Below are 14090 nucleotides of genomic sequence, written 5' to 3' on the forward strand. Positions count from 1 at the left end.
ACAAAACTTTAATGCGCCGAAGCCCGTGTAAATTGAGGACTCAGTTATGCCTGCTATCGCTTTTTTATCGACCGATAATCTTGAAGATTTTTTCGTCTATGATGAATTATTAATACCGTTTTTCGAACAACGCGGGTGGACTGTAAAAACTGTCTCTTGGCATAGCGCCTCGCCGAATTGGGATAAGTTTGACTATGTTATTGTTCGCAGCACGTGGGATTATCAGCAGCACGCTGAAAAATTTTTAGCTTGTTTAGAAGGCATTGAGGCGTCGAGTGCGGTGTTATTAAACCCGATATCCTTGATGAAGTGGAATATTGAAAAGCACTACCTTAAAGACTTGCGGAGCAACGGGGTTCCTATTGTCGAAACAATGTGGGGAAGCGAGTTTAATAACAATGTTATAGAGGAAGCGTTTGCGCAATTTGGCTGTGACACTGTGGTGATTAAACCCACGCTGAGTGCTAACGCTGATGATACTTTCAAGCTTTCTGCTGCCGACTGGCGTGAGGGGCATGTAAATCAGAAAGTACTTTACGATACATTTCACCAGCGGGATTTTATGATTCAACCGTTCTTGAGTAGTGTTGTTGATGAAGGGGAGTATTCATTATTTTATTTCGGTGGGGAGTTCAGCCATGCTATTAAGAAAGTGCCACAAAAAGGCGACTTTCGCGTACAAGAAGAGCATGGCGGGAGTTTACACTCTATCGCCGTAGATACTGAACAACTGGCTATCGCTGAAAAAGCAATGGCAGCTATGCCGTGTGATGCATTGTATGCGCGGGTTGATTTGGTGAGACAGAGTAATCACTGGGCGATAATGGAGCTTGAACTCATTGAACCCTCGTTGTATTTCAACCTTGACCCCCAGTCTCCGCTTCGCTTTGTAGAGGCTTTATTGAAATTCCACGCGTCAGCGCAGTAAAAAAAAGCGGCGTGCACACTCTGAATCTGCAAGCCGCTATTTAACTAACCGTTCTTGTCCGTATTTATTTAAAGGCGAGCGTTTAAAACTAGCCCTTAAAATCAGCGCTTTAAGCTATTTCCTTTCGAAACGCTGCGTTCCACCCGAGATATTTGCCTTTGTGGTCTTTCTCGCTGAGACTGTTTTACCGATCTATGGCTAGATGTTCGTTCTACACGCTTAGGTTTACTACTTTCACGGGCAACTGAACGGTGTTGTGGACTCGTCCTTTCAATCCGTTGACGATTTACGTTTTGCTTCACTGAACCATGTTGCGCACCATTCCTGTTTGCATACTTCCTAGACTGTGGCGAGGAGGCTGTTCTAGTTGGCTTGTCACGCTTCAAGGCTTTAAGTGTGTTGTTCCGCGTTGGTTTTTCATTTTTAGCCACCGATTGATTGCGTTTCAGCGCATGCTCTATCGATTGTTTGCGCTTCACAGAGTTCTGCTTGTTCGACATACGGGGTTCTCTAAGCGGCGTTACTTGTTTAGGCTCAATCGTCCGCTTTATCGGTTTAGCATTATTGGTACGTGTCACAGAGCTTACTGAGCGCTTATTGTCGTTATGCGCTGGGCGATTGGCCGTTCTAATATGTTTATTGGAAACACGTTTTGCGCGCGTTACACCTGCATGCTCATAGCGCGCAGGCGCACTGTGAACCACGCGATTAGAATAACGTGCCCGGCGATGCACTGTATTGTGCTCCCAACGGCGATAGTCACGACTTACCACGCGTTTACGTGGGCTACCGTGATAATAGCGGCGCACGGGCTCGCGGTGAATGACTACGTGACGGTTATGCCAATGCACGCTGCCAAAGAAGAAGAAGGTAGAAAGGCGAACGCTTGGAGACCAGTATACATTGCTATGGTGATGGTAGCTTACATGGTGTCTCCAGCGAATTGGCGAAATTGGGTGCCACCAGTTACCATATACAACATGTGGGTCGTAATATGGCACATAAACCACCTCTCTCTGGCGCGGCTCTATGTAAATAATTTCTCGACTGCTTTCTCGTTCTCTTTCAACTTCAATGTAGTCGTTAGTTACCAAGTTACCTGTGTTATGAGCATGCTGCCTAAGCACTTGAACACGATCTAACACTCGACTTTGGTCAATAAGCACATTGTCGCCAAGCTGCTGTAACCACTCAAGATCAGTGGCCAAGGTGTTAAGTAGCTCGGTGAATGGCGCGAGTGCTTTTACGCTCGGGTCCCAACTTACGCCATCTAACACACCCTCTACTTGTTCAGGCGTTAGATGCTTATTGCTTTGACGCCAGCGGTCGGCTGAAACTACGTCTAAAGGGTAGGTAGAAGCAATTAAAATATGGGTAAGCAGTGTATCGGGGTAAAGGGCAATGGGCGCAAGTGCACTATCTAATTCGGCATCAGAATATTGCTGAACTGAAGACGAAGCCTGAGCAAGGCTTGTATTCGACTGAGCAAGTACAGGCAGCGCCTGCGCACTGGACAGCGCTATAACTATCGATAAGGCTATGTTTTTCATACATTCTCCTTACATTGCTATGTTACAAAGCTGCTGCTTTTTACGCGCAATGTGGTAAGTCTGTATACATTATGCTCGAACGATAATTAACCGAAGCTGAATAGAAAACGCCCACATTGTTGTAGTGGGCGCTTTTAGAAGATAATGAATGCTAGTTTGTATGGGCTTTGCCAATGTCTCTAGCTATTTGAAAACATGCGGGTCGAAGGCGTGACCGAGCTTCTCTGTCTTCGTTTTAAGGTAGTGTTTGTTGTCTTTCGTAATACCGTGATCTATCGGCTTTCTTGCTACAACATCTATTCCCAGAGCTTTTAATGCAGCAAGCTTCTTAGGGTTGTTTGTCATTAGCTCCACGTGTTTAACATTGAGTGTGTCTAACATTAGCTTGCAAATGTCGTAACTTCTAAGGTCTGCGTCGAAACCAAGGTGTTCGTTCGCTTCAACGGTGTCCATGCCGCTATCTTGAAGGTTATAAGCGCGAATCTTGTTTAAAAGACCAATACCTCGGCCTTCTTGGCGCAAGTAAAGCAATACACCGTGACCGTTATCTACAATATTTTGCATTGCTTTTTCTAACTGAAAACCACAGTCGCAGCGGGTACTAAATAAAGAATCACCGGTTAAACATTCTGAATGAATACGAATAGGCACTACGTCATCTTCTTTCCACTCTCCGTAAGAAAGGGCAACGTGCTCCTGACCACTGGCTTCAACAAAGCCGTGTATTTTAAAATCACCCATTCTTGTGGGTAATTTTGCGGTACTGACATATTCGTATTTAGGCTGTTTGCTACTCATGTTACTTCTACACTTTGGACAGTGGGCAATAAGTGGGGACGACTTCTATTTTTGCAAGTCTACCATTTTATTATACGCGAGTTGACGCTTGTGCTATCACTTTTTTCGCAAAGGGTGTATCAAGGATAGTTATCAGAGGGGCTTAAATTCTCGTAAAGGCGCGGGCTTAGCAACACCGTAGCCCTGGGCGAAATCAACGCCCATTTTGCCTAGCTGTGCCATGATGCCTTCATCTTCTACAAATTCGCCAACAGTTTGCATACCCATGGCTTTGGCAACATCGTTAATAGAGGCAACCATAGCCGTATCTACGCTGTCGTTTAGCATATCTTTAATAAACATACCGTCAATTTTTACCTGGCTCACAGGTAAGCTTTTAAGATAATTATAAGAAGAGAAGCCACTGCCAAAGTCGTCGAGGGCAAAAGAACACCCGAGACGGTTAAAGGTACGCATAAAGGCAAGAGTGACTTCCATTTTAATGATGGCTACTGACTCAATAACCTCAAAACATATTTTGTTGTACGGGATATTAAAGGTTTCGAATGCATTGAGAATAAACAAGGTAAAATCTCTATCTGCCAGTGAGTGGCAGTTAAGGTTGATGCTGCATCGTTTCAATTGTGCAAGGTGCTCAGGGTTTTCAGATAGCCATTTGAAGGTATTTGTTACTACCCATTTATCAACACTGACATTCATCTCAAATCTCTCAGCCGTGGGTAAAAAGTTGGCAGGCTCGACAAGTTGCCCGTCTTTTTCCCTAAGACGCAGCAGAACTTCGTAGTAGTGCCCGTCGCTGGTTTTACTTAATGGCCTTAGCGATTGATAAAAAAGCTCGAAGCGACCTTCTTCTAACGCGTTGTTAATAGAGGATACCCAATCAAGTTCGCGCTGGTAGCGCTGCATACTTTCGTCATTTTTGTTGTATCTATGAACCTGATTTCTGCCTTGCTCTTTAGCGAAGTAACATGCGGCATCGGCCATACTTAAATACTGGCCCGGGTCGACATCGGTATCGTCGCATACCACCATACCTATGCTCACGCCTAAGTTGAAAATGCGGTTGTCCCACATAAAGCGATAAGCCTGCACGGCGTTTAGGATTTTTACCGCATTTACATAAACGGCGTCGGCATCAATACCTGAATAAATAATGCCAAACTCATCGCCACCAAGGCGGCCCAATTGTGCGCCCGAAAGCAAGGTGTTCTCAATCAAACGGGCAATATCCTTAATAAGTACATCGCCAGCTTTATGGCCACAGGTATCGTTAACTACTTTAAACCTGTCTAGATCTAAAAACAGTAAACATACTGGTGTGTCGTTTGCGTTCACTGCTTTATCTTTAAACATAGATTCAAACTGGCGTCGGTTATAAACGCCAGTTAGCGAGTCATGGGTAGCTAAATATTGCAGGCTTAAGTCTGACTGCTTCTTTTCGGTTATATCCACAATAGAGCCGTAGAGAAAGTCGCCTTCGCCATTTTTTCGGATTTGACAGGATAGGGAGAACCAAAACTCGCTTCCGTCTCGTCGCCGACCTCTAATTTCCTTACCGGTTACATGACCGTTTTGTGATATTTCACCGAGTAAAACCTGCCTGTCTTCCGCACTGGCGTAAAACACTTTTGTGTTCTCTGCTTCGGCAAGCATCTTCTCTTCGTTTTCATAGCCGAATACGTTACACATGGCCGGATTAACGGAAATAAGCTTTCCATCCAATGTTGAGGTGTAGTGCCCTTCCGCTGAGTGCCTAAATAAGTCATAGAAGTGATTTAAGCTTGATATTGTTTCTGCTTGCGTTGAAAGCTGTCGCTGATTTAACACGTCTTCTTTAGCGATGACAGCAAAGCCAAAACACATAAAGCCGAGTGTAAGAAAGAACAGCATTCCAATAGCAACGTCTACGGTATAAACCAGATTACTAAATAGGTTTTGCGTTACCAGTGCATAAAATGCGAAAAAGGAAAGCCAAGCAAGTGTATAAGTGATACTTACTGCACGACTCCCTTTATCTTTAAATACGAGTGCTAGTAAAACGTGATAAAGCCCCATGCCCGCGGTTAACAGTAGAAGTGTGATAGACGCTATATAGGTATTCACAATAAAGCAGTAGGCGGTAGCGACGACGGGTACAAGATAACTTAGGGACCGCAGAGCAATGGGAATACGGGTGAAAAGATGGTGTGTTACTTTGGCAATGCACAACAATAACATGCAAAAACATACAGCATAGAAGTGCTCGCTGCCGTTAGTTAAGCTTGGCCAAATTGCCAATCCTCCTGCTGTTATAAACAATAGTGCGATAAGTACAAGCGACGACATGGTAAGCCAAAACCGAGTGGCAATGCGCTGATACAAGTAAGAAAACAAAAAATAGAGCGCAATTAGCGCCATGATCCCCGTTATCGCTCCAAGCAAAGTAAGCATATTGGTGTCATGCTGTGCGAGTAAGTCTCTTTCCCACAAGGTGATAGGGAAGTACTTAAGCCCTTCGTCTTTTACCGCAATGAGTAAGCGAGCGTCTTGATAAGGCTGAAGAGTAAATGCAAGCCTAATATTAGGAAGTGGCTGCTTTAAAGAATAATCACCTTTTCCTGCTTGGTACCGATAGGACTTGATGATTCGCTCGCTACTATCAAGAAGAAATATCTGTAAATCGTCCACATTCAGGCGGTCAACATTGAGTACTAATGGGATAGGGCTATAGCCTGTATGAATTAGTTCGGTGGAATACCATATGCGTTCATCGGTAAAAGAGGCGTTGGCTGAAGTATCCTTAGTGTTGCCATTTAAAACATCAAAATATGTGGCGCTAGTGGGGGCGACAGACAAACGCGCATGGAGATTAATAATCTCCCGCTCAAAGGACTCATTGACAGTAAGCTGACTGTTAGCCGAAACGTTTAGGCTTAGCAACATCCAACTGATGAGCAAAGCTGATACGTACTTAAATAGCCGGGCTATTACCACTCGTTAATTCCTTGAACCACATAGTAAGAGGATGTTTATAAAGGCGAAATATGTGTTGTTAAGCCCTCTTATCCTTTGGATGCTACCCTTAGAATAATACTAGTTTTAACGAAAAGCCAAACTCAACGTATAGTGATAATTTACGGGTTATGCTTGCAAAAGGTAATTAAAAATTACCGATGGCGACTGCTGCGTACCAATAGGCTCCAGCCATATCGCTTCGCAAAGCCATTCTATACAAAGCATACACTGCAAATCTGTGTCGCTTGCACTTGCGGTGACAACTGCCTGAAACCGGTCAGCTCCCCAATCTGCTTCTGAAAGTTTGAAATTAAATAATGCACAAAATTGTTCCACCCACTGTTGAGTTTTAAGTGGGGTAGCGGGTAGCGCAGCGCGAATTTCTACGCTGCCTTCGTTAACAAGGGCGTGTTGTAGAATGTCTTCTTTTGTAAGTTTTTGCATAGAAGTTAACAATTTATTGGCGTTAGTAAACCCGCTTGGTTTAAAAAGTGTATATAGTACAACACAAAAACAATAGCGTTAAACTAAGCGTATTAAGGACGAGGTATGCTAACACTTCACCATTTAAATAACTCTCGCTCACAGCGAATTTTGTGGCTTTTAGAAGAGCTAGGCGTAGAGTACAAAATAGAATTTTATCAACGAGACAGCACTACGAACCTGGCGCCTGACTCGCTGCGGGCTGTGCATCCTTTGGGTCGCTCGCCTGTTCTTACTACGCCGCACGGTGCAATTGCAGAATCTGGCGCTATTGTGGAATACCTAGTTCGTCATCACGCTACCGACGCATTTGCTGTTCCCCAAGACCCCGAAGCACTTCAACAATATTGGTTCTGGCTTCACTTCGCGGAAGGTTCATTAATGCCGCCATTGGTGGCCAATTTGGTGCTAGAAAAAGCACGGCAGAAAGGTTCTAAACCCTTTTTCATAAAACCCATCACTAATAAGCTAATAGACGGTATTCTCAATGCCTATTATGGTCCTAACTTGGCTCAAAGTTTGCGCTATGTAGAATCTTACCTCGCTAAGAACACTTGGTTTGCCGGCGATGCACCGAGTGGCGCAGATGTTCAAATGATATTTCCGTTAGAGTCGCTGGTAGCCAGCGGGCGAGCGAAAGACTTTACTGCCATTCAGGGTTACGTGAAGCGTGTTCATGCCAGAGAAGCTTACAAAGCAGCGTTAGAAAAGGGTGGTGAGTACGCTTACGCCTAATGTGTTCATCCGCAAGGCGCGCACCTTTACTTTGTGCAAACCCTGCGGCCGACTGGGAAATAAAGACCTAATTGGCCCTGAAGCTTTTAATGGTCGCGATTGATATAGTCGTCAATGAGCTGAATAAAGGCCTCACCGTAGCGTTCCAATTTTGTTTGGCCCACACCGCTTACCTCTAATAACGTGTTGCGTGTAGTAGGCAGTTTACACGCCATATCAACCAAAGTGGCGTCGCTAAATACCACATACGGCGGCACTTCATTTTCTTCGGCCAACACCTTGCGCAAGTGCTTGAGGCGCGTGAACAAGGTTCTGTCGTAGTTAGCAGGCGCTTGCTTTGCCTTTTTCTTGTCGGGCTTAAATTCAAGTCGCGGTACGGCTAATTGAACGGCGACTTCGCCTTTTAGTACGGGCCGTGCGGCTTCGGTTAATCTCAGTGCGGCGTGAGCAGTTATATCAACGCGAATAAGCCCTTTATGCACAAGCTGGTTGATAATGTTATGCCAGTAGCTGTCCGATTTATCCTTACCTATGCCATAGGTTGAAAGCTGATGATGGCCGGCCTCTTGGAGGCGCCTAAGCTGCTTGCCTCGCAATACGTCAATTACATACTGACTAGAAGCTTGTTGTGAAAGTCTTAATACGCACGATAGTACTTTTTGCGCTATCACTAAGCCGTCAATCATTTTAGGGGGATCTAGACAGATATCACAGTTGCCACAGGCGCTGTCACTGAACTGCGAAAAGTAGTTCAGAAGCACTTGCCGCCGGCAGGTTTGTGCTTCTGAAAAGGCTTCCATGGCCGCGAACTTTTGCAGCTCTATTTGGTTGCGCTCAGCTATTTCGCCTTGCTCTATCCACTGTTTTACGCGGGCCGCGTCTTTTTCGTCAAACAATAATAGGGCTTCAGACTCTAGGCCATCTCGCCCGGCGCGCCCAGTCTCTTGGTAATAGCTTTCAACACTGCGCGGTACATCATGATGCACCACGTAACGCACGTTTGATTTGTTGATACCCATACCAAAGGCAACAGTGGCCACCACAATATCGATTTTGTCATTAAGGAACTGACGCTGTACTAACTCTCGTTCGTCGTTATCCATACCGGCGTGATACGCCGCGCAGCGAAAGCCTTGCTTGAATAACTTTGCGTGTAGGTCATCGACTTTCGCGCGACTGTTGCAGTAAATAATGCCGCTACCTTCTTGTTGCTTTACGTAAGCGACAACTTGATCGAAAGCCTTGTACTTACTCATTACGCGGTAGCGAATGTTGGGTCTGTCGAAACTTCCTTTGTAAACGAGCGGGTCGTTTAGGTTTAGCTGCGTTAGTATGTCTGCTTGTGTCGCTGAATCTGCCGTAGCCGTTAGGCCGATGACGGGAATAGTGGGAAAACGAGACTTTATTTGACCCAAGGCGCGATAATCCTGCCTAAAATCATGACCCCAATGGGAAACGCAGTGCGCTTCATCAATGGCAAATAAAGCGATGTCGGCGTGGGCTAGCGACTGCTGGAAATAGTACTGCATTAAACGCTCTGGCGATACGTACAGTAAATCCAGCTTACCAGCTTGGAGGGCATCGTTTATGCGCGCTTGTTCGTCAGCTTCCAGCGTGGAATTAAGATAGGCGGCGTTTACGCCAAGCGCTTTTAGCTGCTCTACTTGGTCCTGCATAAGCGATATAAGCGGTGAAACGACAATAGCGGTGCCGCTTCGCACCAGTGCAGGTATTTGATAGCACAGCGATTTCCCGCCACCTGTAGGTAGCAAAACAAGTGCGTCTTTTCCTTCACATACTTGGTGAATAACTTCGCCCTGACCATCGCGAAAAGCATCGTAACCAAATACCTCTTTTAAGACGGTTTCAGGCGTTTTTGCGTGCTGGGTTTTAGGCGTTAATTCTGATGGCGCGATTGCAGTTGTCATGGCGCAGGATTTTACGCGTTTTTAGGCTCGGCTTCACGGGGCAATTTAAAAAACTAGACTAAAATGTAGCGATGACGCGGGTAATCACCATTCAAATAAACAGGGCCGTGTGCTTTTTGAACAAATTGTGTGGCGTGAAGGTGCGGAACCGATAAGGGCGTTGTGGTACATAAGTGACTCTGATTGGATAATATTGGTTGGATGAATTTCCTTACTCGATATATTCAATAGTAATGTTTTGGGTACTGTCACAGTAAGTGGATAACACAATGCCTATCAATGAAGAGACTAGGGTAAATAAGAAATTAGACCACCAAGCTATGATCGATCATGTCATTACGCTTTTTCGTGATAACATGCCCTTTAATCAGCTGTTAGGCTTGGAATTTGTTACGCAAGGTGCCGGTCTAGATACACAGATTTCGTTGCACCTCAATTGGCAACCTACGCTTACCGGTAATCCTTTGCAAAAAATTCTACACGGCGGCGTAACAGCGACTATGCTAGACACCATCGGTGGTTTAGTTTCAATTTTAGAGACCATAAAGCAAACCCCAGAAGAGCACCTTGCAGATTTGCAGATTAGATTGCCGACCATGGGCACCGTTGATATGCGTGTTGACTATTTGCGTCCAGGGCGTGGCGAGCGCTTTATCGCGACGGCAGCGATTATACGCAAGGGTAGTAAACTAGTGGTTTGCAGAATGGAGTTACACAACGAAAAAAGCGATCATATCGCCTTCGGCACGGGTACTTATATGCTGGGATAGCCGTGCCTTAATAGGTTTGCATTATCCCGCAATACTTGTTTTTCGTTGTGTGAGGGAAGTGAGCGGTATTACGGGAGGTGTAGCATGGCAGAGCCATTACCAGATTTAATCGAAGAGATTGTTACCGAAAGTATAGGGGATGACCCGGCAACTCTGTTGGCGGCTTTAGCCGGACAAGACGAGGTATACATTGCATCTCTTTTAGAATCACTGCCTGTAGAAAAACGGTTGGTGGTGTGGGATGGTATCTCTCGCGACCGCAAGCTCGATGTACTTGTTGAGATGCGTAGCGATCCTCGTGAAATCCTTATCGACAATACGCCTCACAATGAATGGGCGTCTATTTTTGCTGATATTGATGCCGAAGACTTACTTGAACTACTTGACTCACTGCCAAAGCGCCTTGTGGACATGGCGTATGAGTCACTCGACTCCAAAGAGCGAAAGTACTTCAGAGAAGCCACACAATTTCCCGATAATCAAATAGGTCACTGGGTAAACCACGAACAGTTAGTGCTGCCGTCGAACGCTAAAGTGCGTGAGGGATTACGGCTATTAAGAAGGGATATACCTCAGCACTGCGACAGTATTTTTCTTGTGAATCGGTCGGGTCAGTTTTCAGCATTGGTTAAAATTAGCCACCTATTTAACGCACAAGATCACGTGTCGCTATTTGATTTATCTGAAGAAAATGTGAGTACTATTCAGGGAGAGGATGACACCATGAATGCGTCGCTCCTTGTACAGCGTTCAGGTCTGGCGTCTTTGCCGGTGGTTGATGAGAACAACAAACTGTTAGGTCGTTTAGATGTTTCCTCGGCGAGCGAGCTAGTCAATGAATTTTACGAACGCCAGGTGATGGCGTCGGCAGGTATGGATGAGGACGAAGATTTATTCTCGCCTGTAGCAAAAAGTGCGAAAAACCGTGCCCTGTGGCTTGGCATAAACCTGCTCACCGCGTTTATGGCATCTTGGTTTATTGGGCTGTTTGAAGGTACGCTGCAGCAAGTTGTTGCCCTTGCGGTACTTATGCCAGTGGTGGCGAGTATGGGCGGCATTGCTGGTAGCCAAACGCTTACTTTGATTGTACGCGGGCTTGCACTAGGGCAGGTAACCCCAGCCAACTTAAGAGCGCTAATGGTGAAAGAGCTGAAGGTAGGCGGGGTGAACGGCGTGATTTGGGCTTTGGTAATCGGCGTGGTTGCTTATTTCTGGTTCACTGACGCTATGCTTGGTTTGGTGATTTGTTTAGCCATACTGTTCAACATTGTCGCCGCTGCCTTAGCTGGCGTATTCGTGCCCGTCATTTTAGACAAGCTTAAAATAGACCCAGCATTGTCTGGGTCGGTCATACTGACTACTGTCACCGATATTGTAGGTTTCGTGGCGTTTTTGGGTTTGGGAACGCTCTTTCTTCTATAAGTCGGCTTCTTCTGAAAGATGGCTCCGGCCTAAGGCCTCGTTCAGCCTAAAAGTGTCGTACACATCTAAAGCCCCACTGAATGAATACATTCGGTGGGGCTTTTTTCGTTGGTTGCGCCGCCTGTTACCTGCCCTTTGCCGCATTGGAAAGCGTTAAGGGTTGTGTATTACGGTAACCTGATAAACAATACGCGCCTTCTTACCCTGAATCTCGTTGGAGCCAGCCTTGTCTAAGCAAGCCAGTGCCGCCCAAGTCGGCGTTATTTGCGCGATTGCCGCATACAGTATGTGGGGTGTTGCACCTGTTTATTTCAAACAGTTAATGGTATTACCCGCCGCTGAAATACTCATGCACAGGGTAATTTGGTCTGTTTTGCTTTTAGTTGGGCTTATCGCTGCATTAAAACAATGGCCAAAAGTGGGGGCTGCTCTTCGTAATAAGCGGGTTATGCAGATTTTGTTTGTCGCTGGGCTGTTGCTAGGGGCAAACTGGCTTTTGTTTATCTGGGCAATTAATAACGACCATATTCTTGATGCAAGCTTGGGCTATTACATTAACCCTCTTATCAACGTTTTCTTAGGCCGACTATTTTTAGGAGAGAGATTGCGCAATTTGCAGCGTGTAGCGGTAGGTCTTGCTGTTATTGGCGTGGCAATTCTTATTTTTTCTTACGGCCACGTGCCGTGGATTGCCTTAGTACTTGCTGGAAGCTTCAGCGTATACGGCTTATTACGTAAGCAGGTGGCGGTAGACTCGCTACCAGGTCTGTTCATTGAAACTTTAATGTTGTCGCCATTAGCTATCGTCTACTGGGTATTCTTTGGTTCTGAATACAGTAACTTATTTAATAATGATGCCACCCTAAACTCCCTTATTTTAGCGGCAGGCATTGTTACCACTGCCCCGTTGCTTTGCTTTACCGCTGCAGCGCGACGCATTATGTACTCAACGTTAGGCTTTTTTCAGTACATAGGGCCAACGCTTATGTTCATATTGGCAGTTTACCTGTACGGCGAACCCCTTGAAGAGTCGCGTTTGGTTACGTTCGGGTTTGTGTGGCTTGCGCTAATTTTATTTAGTGCCGACTCCTTGGTTAATTATCGCAGTCAGCGTAAAGCGCAAAAGCTAGCGGTAGAGTAGAGGCTGGTTCTTGCAGTCTTTTGAGACGTAAAGCCAAAACGAAAACTACAATAAGGAGCCTTGCTCTTGGTGAGGAGCATCAGGCGGCTCGCATTTGACCTGGTTTCGCCCGCTATTTTTGGCAGCGTACAGCTGCTTGTCGGCAAGGCTTAGCAGCTTATCTACACGCTGGGTATGGGCACCACTTGCTCCGATACTGCAGGTAACTTTTATATCGGTTTTGGGAAGCTGGATAACTTCAGCTTCTACCACTTTTCTGAAATCTTCCAAGCGTTTGCAGGCTTCATCAACAGGCGTTGAAGGCATGTAAATGCAAAATTCTTCACCACCAAAGCGCGAAATAATTTCATCTGGGAAGTAAAACTCAATAAGTGCTGCCATGGCCTTTAGCACTATGTCTCCGGCGTCATGGCCATGGGTATCATTAATTGACTTAAAGAAGTCTAGGTCGATAAGTGCCAAGGCATGATCGTCAGATAAATTTTGATGCTGAACCGTAACCATGTAAAAGAAGTGGCGCCTGTTGGGTAGGCCCGTTAAATAATCGGTATTCGCTACGCGACGAATTTCTTCAACACTTTCAATATATTCCACGTTTTGCATTACGCGGCACAAGAACTCTTCATGGCAATAAGGTACGCGTAAGAAGTCATTAGCGCCGCTTTTGATAAAGTGTGCAGACATTAGCATGCCTTTACCTCCAGCAATGCCCATTATGGCTAGCTGTTCTTTAGAGAACGCTTTTCTCAAGCTTGCCACAAAATGGGTGCCCGTCATGTCGGGTAATGTATTATCGGTAATAACAAGACGAACATTTTTATGCTCAGAGAGGCACTGCATTGCGTCGGTAGCTGTTAAGCATTCGAAGGCAATAAAGTTATGTCGCTGAAGAAGTGAAACCGTTTTTGAGCGCAAAACACGATTGGTACTTACCACCACAACGCCGGTAGATTTGTTTTTTTCAAGGCGGCTTATAAGCCGGTTTAGGTAGTCGTAGTTTTGTGAATTTTCTTTCGGAATATAATCAACAACATCCCGCTCAAGTACCTTGTCGCGAATAGCATTGTCTAGGTTTTCTGTTGTCGCAATGGTAGGAATGAAGGATTCGACCGCAAAGTCGATGGCCTCACCTTTTGGCGCATCGGGTAATGAGTAAGCAACAATGGCGCACAAAAAACTTTCTGGTATTTCTTGTGCAAAGCGTGCCTTTCCTTCGGTGAGCGAGGTTGCGCCCACGGGCGTAAGGCTCGAACGGCGTACTAATTTCGCGATAAGTTCAAGGTTGCCTTCACCATTTTCGATGATCAGCACGTGTTGCTGCATACATTCCAACTTAGAGTT

At 45.6% G+C, this 14090-nt stretch carries 11 protein-coding genes; 5 read left to right on the forward strand and 6 right to left on the reverse strand.

Annotated elements, in window-relative coordinates; translation table 11 throughout:
• Positions 1-46 precede the first annotated feature (46 nt).
• Positions 47-928: an ATP-grasp domain-containing protein gene (locus ACXAGK_RS17930; protein ID WP_474857287.1), complete on the forward strand. Its 882-nt coding sequence runs from the start codon at positions 47-49 to the stop codon at positions 926-928.
• Between the two features lie 101 nt (positions 929-1029).
• Here the strand turns inward: ACXAGK_RS17930 and ACXAGK_RS17935 are convergent, their stop codons facing one another.
• From ACXAGK_RS17935 to ACXAGK_RS17950, 4 genes are all read right to left on the reverse strand, one after another.
• A complete protein-coding gene (locus ACXAGK_RS17935) occupies positions 1030-2478 on the reverse strand; it encodes a DUF3300 domain-containing protein (RefSeq protein WP_474857288.1) in 1449 nt (482 codons plus the stop codon).
• A gap of 183 nt (positions 2479-2661) precedes the next feature.
• A complete protein-coding gene (ribA, locus tag ACXAGK_RS17940; RefSeq protein ID WP_014947836.1) occupies positions 2662-3276 on the reverse strand; it encodes a GTP cyclohydrolase II in 615 nt (204 codons plus the stop codon).
• Positions 3277-3408: 132 nt separating this feature from the next.
• The gene (locus ACXAGK_RS17945) at positions 3409-6198 is read right to left on the reverse strand and encodes an EAL domain-containing protein (RefSeq protein WP_474857389.1); all 2790 of its coding nucleotides are present in this window, start codon (positions 6196-6198) and stop codon (positions 3409-3411) included.
• A 198-nt stretch (positions 6199-6396) separates the two neighbouring features.
• Positions 6397-6714: a hypothetical protein gene (locus ACXAGK_RS17950; protein WP_474857289.1), complete on the reverse strand. Its 318-nt coding sequence runs from the start codon at positions 6712-6714 to the stop codon at positions 6397-6399.
• A 105-nt stretch (positions 6715-6819) separates the two neighbouring features.
• On the opposite strand from ACXAGK_RS17950, the gene ACXAGK_RS17955 reads away from it, so the two are divergent.
• A complete protein-coding gene (locus ACXAGK_RS17955; RefSeq protein WP_474857290.1) occupies positions 6820-7488 on the forward strand; it encodes a glutathione S-transferase in 669 nt (222 codons plus the stop codon).
• Positions 7489-7574: 86 nt separating this feature from the next.
• On the opposite strand, the gene recQ is transcribed toward ACXAGK_RS17955, so the two are convergent.
• The gene (recQ, locus tag ACXAGK_RS17960) at positions 7575-9416 is read right to left on the reverse strand and encodes a DNA helicase RecQ (protein WP_474857291.1); all 1842 of its coding nucleotides are present in this window, start codon (positions 9414-9416) and stop codon (positions 7575-7577) included.
• Positions 9417-9685: 269 nt separating this feature from the next.
• Here recQ and ACXAGK_RS17965 point away from each other — a divergent pair, with 269 nt between their 5' ends.
• The 3 genes from ACXAGK_RS17965 to rarD all read left to right on the forward strand — a co-directional run bounded on the left by ACXAGK_RS17965 (position 9686) and on the right by rarD (position 12749).
• Positions 9686-10186, forward strand: coding sequence for a thioesterase family protein (locus tag ACXAGK_RS17965; RefSeq protein WP_474802914.1), 501 nt, complete (start codon positions 9686-9688; stop codon positions 10184-10186).
• An 84-nt stretch (positions 10187-10270) separates the two neighbouring features.
• On the forward strand, positions 10271-11608 hold the full coding sequence (locus ACXAGK_RS17970) for a magnesium transporter (RefSeq protein ID WP_474857292.1): 1338 nt from the start codon (positions 10271-10273) through the stop codon (positions 11606-11608).
• 226 nt (positions 11609-11834) lie between these two features.
• A complete protein-coding gene (gene rarD, locus ACXAGK_RS17975) occupies positions 11835-12749 on the forward strand; it encodes an EamA family transporter RarD (protein ID WP_474857293.1) in 915 nt (304 codons plus the stop codon).
• A gap of 45 nt (positions 12750-12794) precedes the next feature.
• On the opposite strand, the gene ACXAGK_RS17980 is transcribed toward rarD, so the two are convergent.
• A complete protein-coding gene (locus ACXAGK_RS17980; RefSeq protein WP_474802910.1) occupies positions 12795-14072 on the reverse strand; it encodes a GGDEF domain-containing response regulator in 1278 nt (425 codons plus the stop codon).
• Positions 14073-14090: the final 18 nt, after the last annotated feature.

The sequence above is a fragment of the Alteromonas sp. ABM1_013 genome (assembly GCF_056160505.1).